Below are 17,409 nucleotides of genomic sequence, written 5' to 3'. Positions count from 1 at the left end.
CTCATTCGCGTGTCTTGAGCAGGATCTGCAGCTCCGCGAAGGTCCCTGCGGACAGGTCGCGCTCGCTCATCGTGCCGACCGGCACCGGCCAGTCGATCGCCAGGTCCGGGTCGTCGTAGCGGACGGCCAGGTCCTCGCTCGGGTCGTGTGCGCGGTCGATGCGGTAGCAGACATCGGCCACCTCGCCGAGGACCTGGAAGCCGTGCAGGAAACCTGGCGGGACGTAGAGGTGGGCGAAGGTCTCGTCGTCCAGGCGGACGCTGACCTGCTCTCCGAAGGCGGCCGAACCGGTGCGGATGTCGACCAGTACGTCGAGGATCGCGCCGTGCGCGCAGCGCACCAGCTTGCCCTCCCCGGCGCCGGAACGGCCGTGCATGCCACGGATGACGCCGCGCGACGAGCGCGACTGGGAGTCCTGGATGAACGCTGCCGGGTCCAGTCCGTGCTCGGCCGCGATCTGGGTGTCGAAGGTGCGGGTGAAGAAGCCGCGCGCGTCGAAGTGCGGCTCGGGCGTGAAGAGCACCGGGCCGGGCAGATCGAAGGACGTCACGCGCACGGAGTCATTCAAGCGCGTCGGTGTCGAGCGCGAAGGAGATCTGATGACGGGACACAGGTGCCGGGCGTGCGGCGGCCGGCGCGGCACGACGATTCTCGACCTCGGCGAGCAGCCCGCGGCTGATCACTTCCCGCCCGCGGACGACCCGGGCCCCGACCCCCGGTTCGCGTTGTCGATGTGGTGCTGCGCCGACTGCCACCTCGCCCAGCTCGCCGATGACGACACGAGCACCGAGGAGCCGCGGGGTCTCGAACCGCAGGCCCTGGTGCTGCAGGCCAGGGAAGCCCTGGCGCAGGTCGCCGCCGCAGGTCTGCTCGATGGCCGTAGGAGCGTGGGTGAGTTCCCGTCGCCGCACGGCGGAAGCTGGCTGCAGGACGCCGCGGCGTACGGCCCGACGGTGGTCGCCGACGGAGTGGCGGGCGTGATCGTCGACAGCTTCGGGATCATGCACGAACGTGACCAGGCGGTCGGCATACGGCGGCGCGTCGAGCGGCTCGCACCGGGTGGAGTGCTGCTGCTGCAGTACCAGTCGTTGGACAGCATCGTGAGCCAGGGCGCGTGGAACGCGTTGCGGCACGGTCACTTCGGCTACTACAGCCTCTTGTCGCTGCAGCCCTTGCTCGCCCAGCAGGGCCTGGAGGCGGTGCGAGCGTGGGACTTCGACCTCTACGGCGGCACCGTGCTGCTGGCCGTGATGCGCACGACGGACGGGTACCCGGTGCACCGGTCGGTCTCGCTGCTCGCCGAGCGGGACCGGGCATCGGGGATGTCTGATCCTGCGGTGCTCGCCAGGCTGCAGGGCCAGGTCGATCGACACATCGCGTGGCTGCGGGGGGATCTGGCGGACCGGCGCGCCGCCGGGCGGACAGTCCTCGGCTACGGAGCAGCATCCCGCGCTGCGGGTCTGCTCGCGGCGGCTCGGGTGGACGCGACGCTGCTCCCGGCGGTCGCGGACGCGGGCGAGCGCAAGCAGGGGCGCCGGATGCCGGGCACGGATATCCCGATTGTCTCTCCCGACGAACTGCTGCACGCCGATCCGGACGACGTACTGCTCTTCCTGCCGGACCTGCTTCCGGAGGTGCAGCGCTCCTTCCCGGGGCTTGCTGGACGATGGCGACCCGGCGAGCCGCCATCGTCGTGACACCGATCGGGCACCGCACGTCTTCAGGACCGCCAATTCAGGCCAATCTGCGGGCATCGCGCGGTTCGCGGGAGCACACTGGTGGTACAGCGTGCGCGTACTGCGGAATCACCGAGAACACGGGGGCGCCGACGTCCGATGAGGACGGCCGGTGATCGCAGTCAGGCCACGCTCCAACACCCGGTGAGGGGAGTGTCGTGACAGGCGTGTTGCCCGAGGAGTCCGAGGTCGGCCCGGACACCTTCTCGCCCGATCCTGCGCCGAGCGCGGTGCCGCGCGTGGCGTTCCAAGGCGTCGGCATCGGGGTGCGCTCGCACCGGACGGCCAGGGGACTGTCGCTGCGCGAGCTCGCCCGGCAGTTGGGCGTGTCGGCGTCGTTCATCTCCCAGCTGGAGAACGGCAAGTCCCAGCCCTCGGTCGCCACGCTCGTGGCCATCTGCGACGCCCTCGCCGTGACGTTCGACGAGCTGTTCGCGGCGTGCATCGCACTCGATGCGCCGGCCCGGACGGAGCCTCCCGAGGCGCCCCATCTGGCCGGATCGCAGGATGTCGACCGAGAGCGCGCCGCACGCACCTCGCCTCCGGCGGATGACGACGACGTACGCCGGCGGAACGACGCGGACGGCCTCGTCGTGCACGCCGGGGCACGTCGTCGGTTGGCGCTGGAGACCGGCGTGGTCTGGGAGCAGCTCTCGTCGGCCCCGTCCACCCCCGCCGAGTTCCTGCTCGTCACCTACGAGGTCGGCGGCACCTCGACCACCGGCACGAAGATGAGTCGACACGACGGCATGGACTACGGCTACGTCCTGAGCGGTGAGTTGACCCTCACGCTGGGGTTCGAGACGCACGTCCTCGGCCCGACCGACTCGATCTCCTTCGACTCCAGCATTCCGCACCGTTTCCACAATTCCGGCAACGAGCCGGCGCGTGCCATCTGGTTCGTGCAGAGGGAGTGACACCCTGACGGGCATGGGATGGAACCCTCGCCAGATCGGCGACCTGTCAGGACGTACCGCGGTCGTCACCGGCGCGAACTCTGGTATCGGTCGGCACGAAGCCGCCCAGCTCGCCGAACACGGCGCGCGGGTGGTGCTCGCCGTACGCGACGTCGACTCCGGACGCGCGGCCGCCGAGGGGATGAAGGGCGACGTCCGGGTCGCACACCTGGACCTGGCGTCCTTGGCGTCGGTACGTGCGTTCGCGGAAGGCATCGAGGAGCCGCTGGATCTGCTGGTCAACAACGCCGGATTGATGGAGCCGCCGCGCTACCGCGAGACGGTCGACGGTCACGAACTGCAGTTCGGCACCAACCATCTGGGGCACTTCGCCTTGACCGCGCTGCTGCTGCCGCGACTGCTGCAGGCGGCCGCGCCGCGAGTGACGACGGTGTCCTCCATCGCCCACTTCCGCGGGACCGACGCCGTGCTGGAGGGCAACCCGCCGCAGACCTACGTGCCCGGCACGGCGTACGGGCAGTCCAAGCTCGCCAACCTGCTCTTCGCGCTGGAGCTGCAGCGACGCGCCGACCGGGCCGGTCTGGCTCTCACCTCGACCGCGGCGCACCCCGGTGTCGCCTCTACGGGCCTGGTCGCCGATCCGGACGGCTTGGGCCACAACCCCGTCGTGCGCCATGTGCTCCCGATCCTCATGCGGGTGGTGCTTCCCGGTGGGGCGGGTGGGGCGCGGCCGGTGCTCTACGCCGCCACCGATGCCGCACCGGGGACCTACACCGGGCCGAAGGGGCCAGGTGAGGTGCGCGGCCCCGTGGGCGAGGCGAAGCAGAGTCGATTCGCGCGCGACGAGAGTCTGGCCGCACGGTTGTGGTCGGTGAGCGAGGAGCTGACCGGCATCCCCTTCCCCGTCGAGGGGTAGGGACGTCGTCGAGAGGTGGACGTATGAGCCCACCCCTCGAGGAGATCCGCACCCCTCGACGGGAGCGGGTTAGCGTGGCGGGATGCGCGTAGCGATCTTCATCGGTTCCTCACCCGGCAACGATCCGGCGTACGCCGATGCCGCGGCCGCGCTCGCGACCCACCTGGCGCAGCGGCGGGTGGGCATCGTCTACGGCGGCGGTCACGTCGGCCTGATGGGCGTCGTCGCGGACGCCGCGCTGCAGGCGGGCGGCGACGTCATCGGCGTCATCCCACGGTCCCTGGCGGACGCCGAGGTCGCGCACGGCGCGCTCAGCCACCTCGAGGTCGTCGAGACCATGCACGAGCGCAAGGCCCGGATGGCGCAGCTGGCCGACGCGTTCGTCGCACTCCCCGGTGGGATCGGCACCATGGAGGAGTTCTTCGAGGTGTGGACCTGGCTGCAGCTCGGCATCCACGCCAAGCCCGTCGCCTTGTACGACGTCGAGGACTTCTGGGCGCCGATGCGCACCCTCGTCACCTCGATGGTCGACGCCGGATTCCTGCGGGCCGAGATCGCGGAGAAGTTGATCCAGGTCGATGACCCTGACGCCCTGCTGGCCGGGATCGCCCGCTGGAAGCCCGTCGCGCAGCGCTGGTCGCCCCCTGCGCCCTGATCGTCAGCGGTTCTGTGGCGACCTAGTCAGAGAACCGCTGACGATCGCGTGGATCAGAGGGTCTCGAGGGTCTTGGTCAGGTCGCGCACGGTGTCCTTGGCCAGCTTCAGGAAGATCAGATTCATCACCGGCTCGCTGATCTTCGCGAGCCCGTTGAAGGTGACCGTCGCCTCGTAGGTGACCTTGGCGCCGGTCGTCGACGGCTCGACCCTGATGTCGTCGCGCGAGGTGGCGGTCTTGTTCGTGCCCACGAAGACCACCCGCTGCGGCTCGATCTGCACGAGCTCGTACTCCAGCTCGGTCTTGATGGCGATCAGCTTGGACACGTTGTGCCAGCGGGAGCCGACCTGCACCGGATCGGTGTCGACCCCGATGCGGGTGCACGAGACGGTGCCGGGGTCCCACTGCTCGGCGTGCGCGAAGTCCTTGAGGTACTCGATCGCGACGGACGGATTGACCTGCACCTCGAAGGTGCGGATGACGTGGACCATGGCTGTCCTTGCTGTGAGAGCGGTGGCGGCCGGGGCCGTGGTCTCCTCACTCTACGAACGTCGACCCAGGCCATGTGCGACGCCTCCGCCGGGGGCTGCGCGCGCACCGGGTCGGGTGCGAGGGTGAGTGCATGACGACCCACTTCGGATACACCCTCATGACCGAGCAGAGCGGACCCAAGGAGCTGGTGCGCTACGCGCAGGCGGCCGAGGACGCCGGTTTCGATTTCGAGGTCAGCAGCGATCACTACTCGCCCTGGCTGGCGGCGCAGGGGCACGCGCCGTACGCCTGGACGGTGCTCGGCGCGGTCGCGCACGCTACGAGCCGCGTCGAGTTGATGACGTACGTGACCTGCCCGATCCAGCGTTACCACCCGGCCGTGGTTGCGCAGAAGGCCGCGACACTGCAGATCCTGGCCGACGGGCGGTTCACCCTCGGGCTCGGTTCGGGGGAGAACCTGAACGAGCACGTCACCGGCGAGGGCTGGCCCCCGATCGACCAGCGCCAGGACATGCTGTCCGAGGCCGTCGAGATCATCCGCGAGCTGCACGGGGGCGACCTGGTGACCTACGACGGCGAGTACTTCCGGGTCGATTCCGCACGGATCTGGGACGCTCCCGACGGCGGCGTCCCGATCGCCGTCGCCGCGGGCGGCCCCAAGGCAATCGCGCGGTTCGCCCCGCTCGCGGACCACCTCATCGCGACGGAGCCCGATGCCGAGCTGGTGAAGGCCTGGAACGGGCTGGACGATGTGGCGGCGATCGGCAGCGGTGCCAGGGCCATCGGCCAAATTCCGATCTCATGGCACCCCTCGAGCAAGGAGGAGGCGATGAAGGCTGCGCACGAGCAGTTCCGTTGGTTCGCGGGGGGATGGGCGGTCAACTCCGATCTGCCCACGACGTCCGGTTTCGCGGGGGCGTCGAAGTTCGTGCGTCCCGAGGACGTCGCCGACACCATCCCCTGCGGCCCGGATCTCGACGAGCTGGTCGAGAAGGTCGCGCCGTTCTGGGAGGCCGGTTTCACCGACGTGGCGGTCGTACAGGTCGGCGACGAACTGCAGCAGCGGTTCCTCGACGAGGCGGCCGGTCCGCTGCTGGAGAAGCTGCGCGCAGCCGCCGGCTGAGATCGTGACCGTGACTCAGGTGAGTCCGAGAGCCACAGGTCGTCCTGTGTCTCCCGGACCTACCTGAGCCACCGTCGTTCTTCGACGGGCCGTTCCGGCATGGGCTCCGTGGGGCTGTCCTGCCGGTCGGTGTGGGCGTCGGCACCGGAGTCGGCCGCAGCGCCCGGCTCCGACGGTGGCGGCTGGTCGAAGGTGACGTCGATCTTCTCGAATCCCTTGTGCCGCTGTGCCTTCGCCAACGCGACGTAGGTGCGCCGGTCGCCGCCGGTCAGTTGCACGTTGTCGGTGAACGGCGTGAGCAGGGCCCGGGGGTAGAGCTTCTTGTCGATCACGACATTGATCTCGGTGCAGAAGACCGTGATGACGCTGGCCAGGTAGATGAACGCCAGCAGCCCGAGCACCGTCGCGAAGATGACGTTGGTCTCGCTGTTCTTCGCGTGATCCACCACCCGGCTGACGTAGCGGACGCCGTAGGTCTGCAACAGAGTGAGCGCGACGGCTGCGATGAGTGCTCCTGGCAGCACCTGCCGGATCTTCAACTTCCGCGACGCTCCGTGGCGATAGATGGGGATGAAGAGGAGCGTGTCCAGCGCCAGGGGCAGTGCCCAATGCATGATCAGCACCCACCACTGACCGTTGATGAGGCCCACGATCGCGGAGGCGGCCGTGGCTGCGAGCAGCACGAGCGCGGTGACGCCGATGAGCAGGAGGCTGCGCAATCGACCCGAGAAGGGATCGGGTCGCTCGTTGCGCGGCACCGCCCATGCGGTGTTCATCGCGTACTGGACGGCCTGCCCGATGCCCAGCCCGCCGTAGATGGCGATCGCCAGTCCGGCCAGCACTCCGCCCAGGCTGCCGCTGAGCCGCTTGGGGTCCTGCAACTGCTTGCCCACGATCGGGAACTGCCCGGCGGCGGAGTTGACGATCTCCTGTTGCAGCTGCGGGTAGTGCCGCAGCACGAAGCTGAGGACCGTGCTGAGCAATAGCAGCAGCGGGAAGAGCGAGACGAAACCGTAGTAGGTCATCAGCGCCGCGAGATAGCTGCCCGAGTCGTCGAAGAACTTGTAGACGACAGCGATGGGGAAACCCGCGATCCGGTGTCGGCGTTGGAAATCGTCGAGCCAGAGCGTGCGCCGACTCGGCTCCTTCGTCGGCGTCGAGCCAGCATCCGTCACACCCCTATGGTGACGGAGGATCATGAGCGTGCGGACGGCGTACCGGCGAACCGGGTCGTTTCCTCGGCCCTAGAGGGCGCGCAGGAGGAACACGGCGTAGTCGGCCTCCTCGCTGCTCGGCAGCAGGTCGTACGACGCGAAGCGGGCTTCGACGCGCAGCCCGGCTGCCTGAACATCGGCGATGAAGTCCTGCGCCGGGTAGGTGCGTGAACTGCGCGGCTTCGCCTGCAGGTGGAAGCCGACGAGCATGCGGCCTTCCGGCGCCAACAGAGCGCGCAGACGTCCCAGCACCTGCGGCTCGGTGTCGGGTGCGAGCAGGATCATCACGTTCCCGACGCACACGATCACGTCGTACGTGGTCGGATGACCCTCTGCCTCAAGGATTTCGGGGGTCAACTCGTCGAGCCGGGCTTCGACGACGGGTAGATGGGGGTAACTCTCGCGGGACTGCTCCAGCAGGGCAGGGTCGAGATCGACGCCGACGACGTCGTGACCACGATCCTGCAGAGCAGCCCCTATCCGGCCCATCCCGCTGCCGGCGTCGAGGATCCTCGCGTGCCGAGGTGCGATGACGTCAGCCAGCCGCGCTTCGCCGGTGATGTCCGCGCCGCTGGAGCGCAGGTCGGCGAACGTGCGCCCGTAGTCGCGATGGTCCGACGATTCCCAGCGCGTGGTGCGGTGTGCATGCATATCGCGCAGCCTGCCAGGCGCCTGCGACGACGCCGTGACCTCTCCTCAGATGGGGCAGGCGGTGGTGTCGGTGGGGGTAGGCATGAGGCGGGAGCGGATGAGGAATCGATGCCCGGTCGGCGCCTCCAGGGAGAAGCCCGCACCCCGGCCCTTCACGAGGTCGATGGTGATGTGGGTGTGCTTCCACGCCCCGTACTGCTCGCGCGTCATCCACACCGCCACCGGGTCGCCCTCGCCGACGTCGAGATCACCGAGGTGCACGTCGTTCTCGCCCAGGATCAAGTCGCCGTCGGGATAGCACATCGGTGCCGATCCGTCGCAGCAGCCGCCGGACTGGTGGAACATCAGTGGCCCGTTGCGTTCGCGCAGGTCACGGATCATCTCGGCGGCAGCCGGTGTGACCGCGACCTGTTCACGTACCTCGGAAGCACTTTCTTCGATCGACACGGTGCACCTTTCGCCGACTTCGCGGGGACCCTTTGCGGGGTCCCCGCGAAGTGTTGCAGGAGACGGCGTTGCGCCGACTCCGTCGTACGGGGCGGTTTAGAAGAAGCCCTGCGCGTTCTGGGAGTAGGACACCAGCAGGTTCTTGGTCTGCTGGTAGTGGTCGAGCATCATCAGGTGGTTCTCCCGGCCGATGCCCGAGGACTTGTAACCGCCGAACGCGGCGTGCGCCGGGTAGGCGTGGTAGCAGTTCGTCCACACCCGGCCGGCCTGGATGTCGCGACCGGCGCGGTACGCCGTGTTGGTGTCGCGCGACCAGACGCCCGCCCCGAGCCCGTAGAGGGTGTCGTTGGCGATGCTGATGGCGTCGTCGTAGTCGTTGAACTTCGTGACCGAGACGACGGGTCCGAAGATCTCCTCCTGGAAGATGCGCATCTTGTTGGTGCCCTCGAAGATCGTCGGAGCGACGTAGTAGCCGCCCGACAGGTCTCCGCCCAGGTCGACGCGCTCGCCACCGGTGATGATCCGGGCGCCCTCCTGGGTGCCGATGTCGATGTAGGACAGGATCTTCTCCAGCTGGTCATTGCTCGCCTGCGCACCGATCATCGTGTCGGTGTCGAGGGGGTTGCCCTGCTGGATCTTCTTGGTGCGCTCGGTCGCGGCCGACAGGAACGGGTCGTAGATGCTGTTCTGGATCAGCGCGCGGCTCGGACAGGTGCAGACCTCGCCCTGGTTGAGCGCGAACATCGCGAACCCTTCGAGCGCCTTGTCCTGGAACGCGTCGTCGGCGCTCATCACGTCGTCGAAGAAGACGTTGGGGCTCTTGCCACCGAGCTCGAGGGTGGCCGGGATCAGGTTCTGGCTCGCGTACTGGGCGATCAGCCGGCCGGTCGTCGTCTCACCCGTGAAGGCGATCTTGCGGATCCGGCTGGAGCTGGCGAGCGGCTTGCCCGCCTCGACGCCGAAGCCGTTGACGACGTTGAGGACGCCCGGCGGGAGCAGGTCGGCGATCAGCTCCATGAGCAGCATGATCGAGGCCGGCGTCTGCTCGGCGGGCTTGAGGACGACGGCGTTGCCGGCGGCCAGCGCGGGCGCCAGCTTCCAGGTCGCCATCAGCAGCGGGAAGTTCCACGGGATGATCTGCCCGACGACGCCGAGCGGCTCGTGGAAGTGGTAGGCCACGGTGTCCTCGTCGATCTGGGACAGGTGGCCCTCCTGCGCGCGGATGGCACCGGCGAAGTAGCGGAAGTGATCGACCGCCAGCGGCAGGTCGGCGGCCATCGTCTCGCGCACCGGCTTGCCGTTGTCCCAGGTCTCCCCGACCGCGAGCATCTCCAGGTTCTGCTCGATGCGGTCGGCGATCCGGTTGAGGACCGCCGCACGTTCGGCCACCGAGGTCTTGCCCCATGCGGGGGCGGCCTTGTGGGCGGCGTCCAGTGCCAGGTCGATGTCCTCCGCCGTGGACTGGGCGACCTCACAGAACGTCTTGCCGGTGACGGGAGAGGGGTTCTCGAAGTACTGGCCCTTGACCGGGGCGACCCACTCGCCGCCGATCCAGTTGTCGTAGCGGCTCTTGTAGGTGGTGGGGCTACCGTCCTGCCCCGGCTGCGCGTACGTGCTCATCGACATCTCCATCCGAAGGTGCTGTGCGTCTGGCTCTGGCCAGACTTGCCTGTGACGCTAATCACAGACACGTTGCGCGAACGTTGCACCGGCTGTGCCCGCGATGTGGGGGTCGTCGAGCGTTCTGCGACCGGCCTCAGCCGAGCTCTCGGTCCAACCGCGCGAGGTGTGCGCGGACGCCGTCGTGGCGGGGAGAGCCGGGGTGCAGGCAATCGCGCACCGCACGCCAGACCTGCTCGTCGTCGTACCCGTGAGCGGTGTCGGCGAACCGCAGGAGCAGGTCGGGGTCGCCGGCGCGGATCAGCGCGTCGCGTACCTGCCGGTGCAGCTGGTCGCGCAGCCGGCAGATGCCGGGTGCATCGGACGTGGGCAGCAGCGGGCCGCGGTAGAGATCGAGTGCGGCGGCGATCCGGTGCCCGCGCAGCAGGTCCTGGACCTGTTCGACGTCGGTCACCAGGTGGGGGTCGAGCCGGTAGGGACGTGAGGTCAACGTGAGCGGCGCGAGCGCGGTGCGCAGCCTCGACAACTCCGCGCGCACGGTGACCGCGGCGTGGTCGTCGCTGCTCAACTCGACCGCCAGGCGATCGCCGGAGATGCCGTCGCGCGTCTGGCCCAGCAGGACCAGCAGTTCGGTGTGCCGTCCGGACATCCGGGTGATGCCGTGGCCGCCCTCGAGCGCTCCGCCGCTCTCGCGACCGAGCGACCGGAGCAGCATCCCGGCGCCTTGACGATCCGAGGCGCGAGTGAGTCGGTGCAGGCGCAACTCGCTCTCGACGGCCGCGACGGTCGCCTTCACGATGGTCAGGGTGTGCGGCGCCGCTACGTCGTCCCCACCGGTCAGATCGAGCGCGCCGAGCACCGCGCCGGTGTCCGGGTCGTGGATCGGAGCCGCCGAGCAGCTCCACGCGGTGACCGGCCTGGCCAGGTGCTCGGCCGCGAAGATCTGCAACGGCTGGTCCAGGGCGAGGGCCGTGCCGGGCGCGTTGGTGCCGGCCGCCGCCTCGGACCAGAGGGCGCCTTCGACGAAGTGGATGCCCTCGGCCCGGCGGCGCAGCGCGGTCGGTCCCTCGACCCACATCAGGCGCCCCGCCGCGTCGCTCACCGCGACGAGCATCCCCGCTTCGCGGGCGTCGTCGACGAGCAGGCGGCGGATGATCGGCATCGCGTCCGCGAGCGGGTGGCCCGCCCGCCAGGCCTCAAGGTCGTCGTCGAGCAGGTCGACGGGTGGACTGGAGTGGTCGGGATCCAGCCCTTCACGAATGCTGCGTTGCCAGGAGCTGCGTACGACGGGCCGCAGACCCTCGGGAGTCTCACCGGTGCTGACGAAACGGTCGCGCGCCTCCGCCACGCCGCGGAGCCGGTCGCGCCGGTCACGGTCGGACATGGTCACTCATGGCAGCTGGGCCGTGGAGCGCCGCGGGTCGGCCGATACGACCTCGGAGCGCGTGCCATCGACGAAGGGCGTGGGCGCGGCAGTGCGGACCATCGGGCAGCTTCCAGGACGGCGGAAATTCCACGATACGCGTCGCCGCGCCCCCTGGCACGGACAACGGCGGATGCCATCGGTGCCTTCCGGCGCGCGTACCCGCGCGCTGACGGGAGGTGCAGGATGGGGTGATGCGCATCGGACAGCAAGTGCCGTACTTCTCCTGGCCGGGTGCCCCCGAATCCATCGCTCCGACGCTCGGTCGGATCGCGCGGGACTCCGAGGACGCCGGCCTCTCCAGTCTGTGGGTGATGGACCACTTCTTCCAGATCGAGATGATCGGGCCGCCCGAGCTGGACATGCTCGAGGGCTACGCGACCCTGGCGTTCCTCGCGGGGCAGACCTCGCGGATCTCGCTGGGCACTCTCGTGACCGGCGTGACCTACCGCCACCCGGGCCTGCTGGTGAAGACCGTCACGACCCTCGACGTGCTGTCCGGCGGCCGCGCGCTGCTCGGCATCGGCGCCGCGTGGAACGAGCAGGAGCACCGCGGCCTCGGTGTGCCGTTCCCACCGATGAAGGAGCGCTTCGAGCGGCTGGAGGAGACCCTGCAGATCGCGCTGCAGATGTGGGCCGGAGACGAGACGGCGTACGCCGGACGGCACTACCAGCTGGAGCGCCCGCTCAACGTGCCGCAGTCGATCAGCCGACCCCACCCGCCGATCATGCTGGGCGGCAGCGGAGAGAGGAAGACGCTGCGGATGGTGGCGCAGTACGCCGACGCGTGCAACATCTTCGACCTCGGTCCCGAGGGGGTGCGCGCGAAGTACGACGTGCTCGCCGCGCACTGCGAGCGTCTCGGTCGTCCCTATGAGGACATCACCAAGACCGTCATCACCCAGCTCTCGCTGTCGGAGCGCGGTGGTGAGGAGCGCGAGCGTGGCGGCCCGGCGATGACCGTCGCGCAGGCCGTCGACAAGCTCGGCGCACTCGCCGAGATCGGCACCGATGTGGCGATCGTCGGAATGGCCGACAACAACGACCCGGCCGTTTACCCGCTGCTGGCCGAGGTCGTCCGTCAGGTCGAGCCTCTCTGACCTGCGCCCGACGACACGACCGGCCGGACCCTCACCTTCACGGGGTGCGGGTGCCGGCCGGTCGCCGTACGCGGGAGGTCAGTGCGCCCGGATGACCTTGTGCGTGAGGCGCATCGTCGGCCGCTGCGACAGGACGCGCTTGGCGAGTTGCCGAGCGGACAGGCTCTTCGCACCCACGACGCCGTCGTCGGTGAAGTCGAACCGGCCGTACGTCCAGGCCTGCACGTCGATGCTGCCCTTGCCGTTGTAGAAGCCCACCTGCGGGAGATCGCTGTTCATCGCAGAGTCGAGTTCGGCGGTGAGGGTGCCCGAACGGGTAGCACCGGCAAGGGTGTTGATGATGCTGGTGCTGCGTGTGTTCAGCAGGTCGGTGGTCTGGGCCACCCAGGTGCCGGCGGTCGGGGCGACCGCGGCCGTGGTCATGTTGACCGCGACGGTGCCGTCGTCGATCGCCGAGGACGGCAGCGTCGCCAGCCGCGCGCTGTCCGCGCCGAGGCGACCCTTCGTGATCCCGAGGCCGGTGACCGTGTTGACCGCGAGTTGAGGTGCCGTGGGTCGGTAGGCCGCGCCGAAGGCGTCCCGGCCCTGGTCGTAGAACCCGCCGATGGACAGCGCCACGTCGGTCGAGCCTCCGAACGCGCCGACGACGAACTTGTACGTCGCGACGGTGCCGCCGCCCTCGGACTGGCTGCTGACCAACGTGACCGGCACGATCACCGAGCTGCTGACCGAGTCGTGGTTGCCGAACTCGAGCGACGGCACGTAGGGCCGGCGACCGGTGCCGCTCCACGCGGTGAGGCCGCCGGTGCCGCTCGGGCTGAGGGCGCTGATGTTGAGGTCGAGCGCGACCACCGTGGGTGCCTGGAAGTTCGGGTCGTCCGAACCGAACCCGATCTCCAGGTCCTCCTCGAGCTGGTCGCCCGGTTGCAGACGGGCGCCGGACATCCTCGTGTCGTCGGTGAGCTCGAGGTCGCTCGGCAGGTAGAGCCCGCCGGCGGCCGCCGTCGACGATGAGGATGCGTACCAGCCGACGACGTCGATGCGCAGGTGAGCCTGGTACGCGCCCGCGCCCGCCACGGAGATCCGGCCGGTCGAGCTCACGGGCACGGTCACCCTGCCGACCTGGGTGCTGCGACCGCCGTACGCGAAGCTGACAGCGGCCGGGCGCGACGTGCCCGCGGCGTAGGCGACGAACGCGCCGTTGCCGTGCTGGTCGAACGCCGTCAGCTGGACCACGACGGCGGACACCCCGGTCGACGGGATGCCGTTCCTCCCGGTGACGGTGTAGGTGACCGAGTTCTTGCTGGAGACGTAGCCGGTCCTGCCGCCCCAGCCGGACTGGGTGTCGGCGACGCGCGCCGTGGTGCTGGGGTGGTAGGTGCCCATCGCTCCGGGCGTCGCGGCGTGCGCTGACGTCGGTGCTGCGGCCCAGGCGGAGCCTGCGAGCGCGATGGCGAGGAGCGGTGCTGCGATTCTGCGTGACACGTGTGGGTCCTTCCCCCGAGTGCGGACCGCCGCCGTGGCGATCCGTGCCGAAACCTAGCGTCTGCAGGTGCTTCGGCAGCCCGAATCGGGGTAGGGACTTGCGGTGCTCGTCCGGTCAGCTGCCCGACGGACGCCGCGGGGTCACCAGCGGGGCATCATCTCCGCGGGGTAGCGGCTCCCGTATGCGCCCCTCGGCAGGATCTGCGCCACCCGCTCCAGGTCGGCGGTGCTGAGCGTGAGGTCGGCCGCGGCGACGTTCTCCGCCAGCCGCTCGGGGCTGCGGGTGCCGGGGATCGGGACGATGTCCTCGCCCTGGGCGAGCAGCCAGGCGAGGGCCAGCTGTGTCACGGTGGCGCCCTTCTCGCGGGCTAGGTCGGTCAGCTGGTGGATCGCCTCGACGTTCTTCTCGTAGTTGCCCGGCTGCCAGCGGTCGTCCCAGCTGCGCATGTCGTCCTTGGGGTACTCCGCGGCCGGTTTCACCGTGGAGGTGAGGAAGCCGCGACCGAGCGGTGAGTACGCGACGAAGCCGATCCCCAGCTCGCGCACGGCCGGAAGCACCTCGGCCTCGACCGCGCGCTCGAAGATGGAGTACTCCGTCTGCAGCACCGAGACGGGTTGCACGGCGTGCGCGGCGCGGATCTGCTCCGGGCCCGCCTCGCTCAGGCCGAAGTAGCGGACCTTGCCCGCGTCGATGAGTTCCTTGACGGCCCCGGCGACGTCCTCCATGGGGACGTCCGGGTCGGGGCGGTGCTGGTAGAGCACGTCGATGTGGTCGGTCTGCAGGTAGCGCAGGCTGTTGTCCGCGACCTCCCGGATGTGCTCCGGGCGGCTGTCGAACTCGCGCCCGCCGTCGTTGGTGCGGGGCAGGACGAACCCGAACTTCGTGGCCAGCACCATCTCGTCGCGGAAGTCGCGCACCGCCGCGCCGACGATCTTCTCGTTGCTGCCGGTGCCGCCGCCGTACAACTCGGCGGTGTCCAGCAGGGTGACCCCCAACTGGTGCGCCCGGTGGATGGTGGCCGTGCCGCCCGGCTCGTCGCCGGCGCCGTACGCCATCGTCATACCCATCGTGCCGAGGCCGATGGCGCCGACCCGCAGACCCTGCGTTCCCAGTTCGCGATGTTCCATGCATCGACGCTAGCCCCGGTGGCGCCGTTGCGCGACCGGGCTGCAGGCCCCCGGCGGACCGGGGCCGGGGCTGTGGTCGGTCACGGAGTTCGTGTGTCACCTGCGTGACGTGTGCGCCGCGTACACGATCCGGCTGCACCGCGCGCGTACCGAGGACGAGCCGGTGCTGGAGCCGATGCTGGAGCCGATGCTGAACGATCTGCGGGCCCGCAGGTTTCGCTGCAACGACCTCGACGCGGTGATCGCGGAGCTGCAGGCGACCGCCACAGGGTTCCGCGAGGAAGTGGCGCGGACCGGACCGAGCACTGGGATCGGCGCGTCACGCGGCTGCCCGGTGAGAGCCGCACCGCTCCGTGGCTGGTCCGCAAGGCCGCACACGAGGGGCAGCACCATCTCGAGGACATCCGTCAGGTCGTGGCTCACGTGAGTGGAGCGTGAGACTCCGCCTCCGCCCCCGTCGTTCTGCGGGGCGGGCCGCGGCCGGCGCGGGCCGCGATGCGACCGGCCAACGCGCACGTCTCGTTCAGCGATGCCGGTGTGAAGGTGGTCGGCAGGTCGGCCGCGGCGCATATGTCGAGGCCGTGCACCACCAGCTCGAACGTGCGGGTCGGAAGGTAGGTGTCGACGGTCATCCCGCCGGCAATGGTCGTGATCACCGCGGCCGGGTCGGCCGAGGCGAGCTCGGCGCCCACCTGGTCCACGAGTGCGCCGAACCCCGCTGCGGGATCGTCGCCGAGGGCCCGACCCGCCCGACCAGGTCGACCACCGAGGCTGCGGCCTGCAGATAGCTCTCCGCGTTCTGCGTCCTCACGCCGAATCATCTGCCGAAGCGTGATCCGCGCCGACCGCGTACATGAAGCACTGCGAGTCGAGGTTGCGCACGTGCACCGTCGCGACATCCGCGTGCGACAACAGTCGCCGGATGATCGGCTCGAGCGCGACCTGGTCCGGCACGACCGTGTTGTGCTCGTAGTTCATGGTGTCGTCCGCGCGGTAGGTGCGCAGCAGTCGAGGACCGGTCGACAGCTGCGCGGGAAGCCGCCCGGACGTCGGATAGCCGCCGCAGGACGCGGCGTGGATGTAGACGGGCCCGACCTCGGTCCATACCGACGGATGGTCGAACGGCGCGTACGAGACGAGGGCGATGTGCTCTCCTGGCTCGGCGTAGCGCAGGCAGCAGCGCAGGGGCTCGCCCTGTCCGGTGGCGGCGAACGGGGCCACCTGGTTGCCGTGCCCGTCCGCATCGTTGCGGCGCACCTCGTCCAGGCGGGTGCGGTCGATGGCCTGCACGAGCAGGTCGGTAGCGGCGTCCATGTGTCCCACTGTCGCAGCCGGACGGGAGCTGCGCTGGCGGGAAATCGACATTGCGTTCAGGGTCCGGAAGTCGCCGGTTCGGGGCTGTCCAGGCAGGTGGCCGTGCTACTTTCCGAAACGGTTCGGGGCACATCGGTTCTACGGAGAGTAGGCATTCATGCGCGTTCCAGTCCTTCGGCATTCTCGGCGGAACATCCTCGCTCTGACCGCGACGGCGGCGCTGAGCGTGGGGGTCGCCGTGCCGTCCCTCGCGGCGACGGCACACCCGGCTCAACCGGCCCACTGGGGCTCCTCGCACCAGCGGCCCGTCGTGCCGGGCTCGGATTATCTGGCCCTGGGTGACTCGGTTGCCTTCGGCTACCGCGAGCCCACGACCTTCCCGCCGCCGAACTACCTGGACCCCACGAGCTTCGTCGGTTACCCCGAGGAGGTCGGCACCGCGCTCGGGGTGCGGGTCACGAATGCCACGTGCCCGGGTGAGACCTCCGGCAGTCTCATCAACACGGCCACCCCGAGCTACGCGTGCGAAACGCCCGCCGGATACCGCACCAACTTCCCGCTGCACGTGACCTACCGCAGCAAGACCGAGAGCCAGCTGACCTTCGCGGTGGACTTCCTGAAGAAGCACCACAACACCCGCCTGGTGACGCTCGGCATCGGCGCGAACGACGCGTTCCTGTGCCAGGCGCAGCACAGCGGCACCTGCACCGGTACGGCGTTGGCGGCCACGCTCGCCGGGATCAGCAAGAACGTGAGCACGATCCTGTCCACCCTGCGGCAGCAGGCGCGCTACTCCGGCCAGATCGTGATCGTGAACTACTACTCGACGAACTATTCCTCGGCCACCGCGAGCGCGGGCAGCGTGGCGCTCAACCAGGTCATGGACACGGCTGCCAAGCCGTACGGCGTCCGGATCGCCGACGGGTACGCCGCGTTCCAGAACGCCGCACTGCACTCCGGTGGAGACAGCTGCGCGGCAGGTCTGCTGACGCAGCTGTTCCCGCACCAGACTGCGACGTCGAGCGGCGCCCAGAGCGGCTGCGGGGTGCACCCCAGCGTCGCCGGCCAGGACGTGCTGGCCCACACCGTCGAGGCGAGCGTCAAGAAGTCCTACCGCTGAGCGACCCGTTGCGGGGCCGGACCGTACGCCGCCAGTCGCGGCTCACGGCCCGGCCCTGTGGCGAACGC

The 17,409-nt window shown here is 69.6% G+C and carries 19 protein-coding genes; 8 read left to right on the top strand and 11 right to left on the bottom strand.

Annotated features, from left to right (window positions below; genetic code table 11):
• Nucleotide 1 precedes the first annotated feature (1 nt).
• The gene (gene rfbC / locus JOB34_RS10915) at nucleotides 2-556 is read right to left on the bottom strand and encodes a dTDP-4-dehydrorhamnose 3,5-epimerase (protein WP_208052742.1); all 555 of its coding nucleotides are present in this window, start codon (nucleotides 554-556) and stop codon (nucleotides 2-4) included.
• A 43-nt stretch (nucleotides 557-599) separates the two neighbouring features.
• Between rfbC and JOB34_RS10910 the strand changes: the two genes are divergently transcribed.
• The 4 genes from JOB34_RS10910 (at nucleotide 600) to JOB34_RS10895 (ending at nucleotide 4,224) form a co-directional block, all read left to right on the top strand.
• Nucleotides 600-1,697: a transferase gene (locus JOB34_RS10910; protein WP_208052741.1), complete on the top strand. Its 1,098-nt coding sequence runs from the start codon at nucleotides 600-602 to the stop codon at nucleotides 1,695-1,697.
• Between the two features lie 197 nt (nucleotides 1,698-1,894).
• Nucleotides 1,895-2,653 (top strand): cupin domain-containing protein, encoded by a 759-nt coding sequence (locus JOB34_RS10905; protein WP_208052740.1) that lies wholly within the window; start codon nucleotides 1,895-1,897, stop codon nucleotides 2,651-2,653.
• Nucleotides 2,654-2,666: 13 nt separating this feature from the next.
• The gene (locus JOB34_RS10900) at nucleotides 2,667-3,569 is read left to right on the top strand and encodes an oxidoreductase (RefSeq protein WP_208052739.1); all 903 of its coding nucleotides are present in this window, start codon (nucleotides 2,667-2,669) and stop codon (nucleotides 3,567-3,569) included.
• Nucleotides 3,570-3,651: 82 nt separating this feature from the next.
• Nucleotides 3,652-4,224, top strand: a complete 573-nt coding sequence (locus JOB34_RS10895) for a TIGR00730 family Rossman fold protein (RefSeq protein ID WP_208052738.1) — start codon at nucleotides 3,652-3,654, stop codon at nucleotides 4,222-4,224.
• Between the two features lie 53 nt (nucleotides 4,225-4,277).
• Here the strand turns inward: JOB34_RS10895 and JOB34_RS10890 are convergent, their stop codons facing one another.
• Complete coding sequence (locus tag JOB34_RS10890) at nucleotides 4,278-4,715, bottom strand: SRPBCC family protein (RefSeq protein WP_208052737.1); 438 nt, start codon at nucleotides 4,713-4,715, stop codon at nucleotides 4,278-4,280.
• A gap of 131 nt (nucleotides 4,716-4,846) precedes the next feature.
• Between JOB34_RS10890 and JOB34_RS10885 the strand changes: the two genes are divergently transcribed.
• Nucleotides 4,847-5,839 carry a TIGR03557 family F420-dependent LLM class oxidoreductase gene (locus tag JOB34_RS10885; protein WP_208052736.1) on the top strand — a complete coding sequence of 331 codons (993 nt, stop codon included), beginning with the start codon at nucleotides 4,847-4,849 and terminating at the stop codon, nucleotides 5,837-5,839.
• 59 nt (nucleotides 5,840-5,898) lie between these two features.
• On the opposite strand, the gene JOB34_RS10880 is transcribed toward JOB34_RS10885, so the two are convergent.
• From JOB34_RS10880 to JOB34_RS10860, 5 genes are all read right to left on the bottom strand, one after another.
• Nucleotides 5,899-7,014, bottom strand: a complete 1,116-nt coding sequence (locus JOB34_RS10880; RefSeq protein WP_347813830.1) for a YihY/virulence factor BrkB family protein — start codon at nucleotides 7,012-7,014, stop codon at nucleotides 5,899-5,901.
• Nucleotides 7,015-7,083: 69 nt separating this feature from the next.
• Complete coding sequence (locus JOB34_RS10875) at nucleotides 7,084-7,704, bottom strand: class I SAM-dependent methyltransferase (protein WP_208052734.1); 621 nt, start codon at nucleotides 7,702-7,704, stop codon at nucleotides 7,084-7,086.
• Between the two features lie 45 nt (nucleotides 7,705-7,749).
• Nucleotides 7,750-8,085, bottom strand: a complete 336-nt coding sequence (locus JOB34_RS10870) for a DUF779 domain-containing protein (RefSeq protein WP_208052860.1) — start codon at nucleotides 8,083-8,085, stop codon at nucleotides 7,750-7,752.
• Between the two features lie 162 nt (nucleotides 8,086-8,247).
• A complete protein-coding gene (gene adh, locus JOB34_RS10865; protein ID WP_179483304.1) occupies nucleotides 8,248-9,771 on the bottom strand; it encodes an aldehyde dehydrogenase in 1,524 nt (507 codons plus the stop codon).
• 136 nt (nucleotides 9,772-9,907) lie between these two features.
• The gene (locus JOB34_RS10860) at nucleotides 9,908-11,155 is read right to left on the bottom strand and encodes a GAF domain-containing protein (protein ID WP_208052733.1); all 1,248 of its coding nucleotides are present in this window, start codon (nucleotides 11,153-11,155) and stop codon (nucleotides 9,908-9,910) included.
• Nucleotides 11,156-11,388: 233 nt separating this feature from the next.
• Here JOB34_RS10860 and JOB34_RS10855 point away from each other — a divergent pair, with 233 nt between their 5' ends.
• Entirely contained in the window at nucleotides 11,389-12,294 is a 906-nt protein-coding gene (locus JOB34_RS10855; RefSeq protein ID WP_208052732.1) for an LLM class F420-dependent oxidoreductase, read from the top strand.
• Between the two features lie 78 nt (nucleotides 12,295-12,372).
• On the opposite strand, the gene JOB34_RS10850 is transcribed toward JOB34_RS10855, so the two are convergent.
• Both JOB34_RS10850 and JOB34_RS10845 read right to left on the bottom strand, forming a co-directional pair.
• A complete protein-coding gene (locus JOB34_RS10850; RefSeq protein ID WP_208052731.1) occupies nucleotides 12,373-13,779 on the bottom strand; it encodes a hypothetical protein in 1,407 nt (468 codons plus the stop codon).
• Between the two features lie 141 nt (nucleotides 13,780-13,920).
• Nucleotides 13,921-14,907: an aldo/keto reductase gene (locus JOB34_RS10845; RefSeq protein ID WP_208052730.1), complete on the bottom strand. Its 987-nt coding sequence runs from the start codon at nucleotides 14,905-14,907 to the stop codon at nucleotides 13,921-13,923.
• Nucleotides 14,908-14,998: 91 nt separating this feature from the next.
• On the opposite strand from JOB34_RS10845, the gene JOB34_RS10840 reads away from it, so the two are divergent.
• Entirely contained in the window at nucleotides 14,999-15,334 is a 336-nt protein-coding gene (locus JOB34_RS10840; protein ID WP_208052729.1) for a hypothetical protein, read from the top strand.
• Here JOB34_RS10840 and JOB34_RS10835 read toward each other — a convergent pair.
• Together JOB34_RS10835 and JOB34_RS10830 are read right to left on the bottom strand one after the other, a co-directional pair.
• Entirely contained in the window at nucleotides 15,327-15,728 is a 402-nt protein-coding gene (locus JOB34_RS10835) for a maleylpyruvate isomerase N-terminal domain-containing protein (protein WP_243757920.1), read from the bottom strand. The two genes, JOB34_RS10840 and JOB34_RS10835, sit on opposite strands and share 8 nt — an antisense overlap.
• Nucleotides 15,715-16,221 (bottom strand): DUF1203 domain-containing protein, encoded by a 507-nt coding sequence (locus JOB34_RS10830; protein WP_208052727.1) that lies wholly within the window; start codon nucleotides 16,219-16,221, stop codon nucleotides 15,715-15,717. Before JOB34_RS10830 ends, JOB34_RS10835 begins: the two co-directional genes overlap by 14 nt.
• Nucleotides 16,222-16,378: 157 nt before the next feature.
• Here JOB34_RS10830 and JOB34_RS10825 point away from each other — a divergent pair, with 157 nt between their 5' ends.
• The gene (locus tag JOB34_RS10825; RefSeq protein WP_208052726.1) at nucleotides 16,379-17,341 is read left to right on the top strand and encodes a GDSL-type esterase/lipase family protein; all 963 of its coding nucleotides are present in this window, start codon (nucleotides 16,379-16,381) and stop codon (nucleotides 17,339-17,341) included.
• Nucleotides 17,342-17,409 lie beyond the last annotated feature (68 nt).

It is taken from the genome of Allobranchiibius sp. GilTou38, assembly GCF_017565325.1.
Lineage (GTDB): Bacteria > Actinomycetota > Actinomycetes > Actinomycetales > Dermatophilaceae > Allobranchiibius > Allobranchiibius huperziae.
This window is presented reverse-complemented; position numbering and strand designations above follow the sequence as displayed.

Coding starts and splice junctions, on each gene's coding strand:
- JOB34_RS10890 (WP_208052737.1), bottom strand. CDS start 4,715: ATGGTCCACGTCATCCGCACCTTCGAGGTGCAGGTCAATCCGTCCGTC.
- JOB34_RS10900 (WP_208052739.1), top strand. CDS start 2,667: ATGGGATGGAACCCTCGCCAGATCGGCGACCTGTCAGGACGTACCGCG.
- JOB34_RS10895 (WP_208052738.1), top strand. CDS start 3,652: ATGCGCGTAGCGATCTTCATCGGTTCCTCACCCGGCAACGATCCGGCG.
- JOB34_RS10825 (WP_208052726.1), top strand. CDS start 16,379: ATGCGCGTTCCAGTCCTTCGGCATTCTCGGCGGAACATCCTCGCTCTG.
- JOB34_RS10875 (WP_208052734.1), bottom strand. CDS start 7,704: ATGCATGCACACCGCACCACGCGCTGGGAATCGTCGGACCATCGCGAC.
- JOB34_RS10835 (WP_243757920.1), bottom strand. CDS start 15,728: ATGATTCGGCGTGAGGACGCAGAACGCGGAGAGCTATCTGCAGGCCGC.
- JOB34_RS10845 (WP_208052730.1), bottom strand. CDS start 14,907: ATGGAACATCGCGAACTGGGAACGCAGGGTCTGCGGGTCGGCGCCATC.
- JOB34_RS10910 (WP_208052741.1), top strand. CDS start 600: ATGACGGGACACAGGTGCCGGGCGTGCGGCGGCCGGCGCGGCACGACG.
- JOB34_RS10830 (WP_208052727.1), bottom strand. CDS start 16,221: ATGGACGCCGCTACCGACCTGCTCGTGCAGGCCATCGACCGCACCCGC.
- JOB34_RS10860 (WP_208052733.1), bottom strand. CDS start 11,155: ATGTCCGACCGTGACCGGCGCGACCGGCTCCGCGGCGTGGCGGAGGCG.
- JOB34_RS10870 (WP_208052860.1), bottom strand. CDS start 8,085: ATGATCCGTGACCTGCGCGAACGCAACGGGCCACTGATGTTCCACCAG.
- JOB34_RS10855 (WP_208052732.1), top strand. CDS start 11,389: ATGCGCATCGGACAGCAAGTGCCGTACTTCTCCTGGCCGGGTGCCCCC.
- JOB34_RS10885 (WP_208052736.1), top strand. CDS start 4,847: ATGACGACCCACTTCGGATACACCCTCATGACCGAGCAGAGCGGACCC.
- adh (WP_179483304.1), bottom strand. CDS start 9,771: ATGAGCACGTACGCGCAGCCGGGGCAGGACGGTAGCCCCACCACCTAC.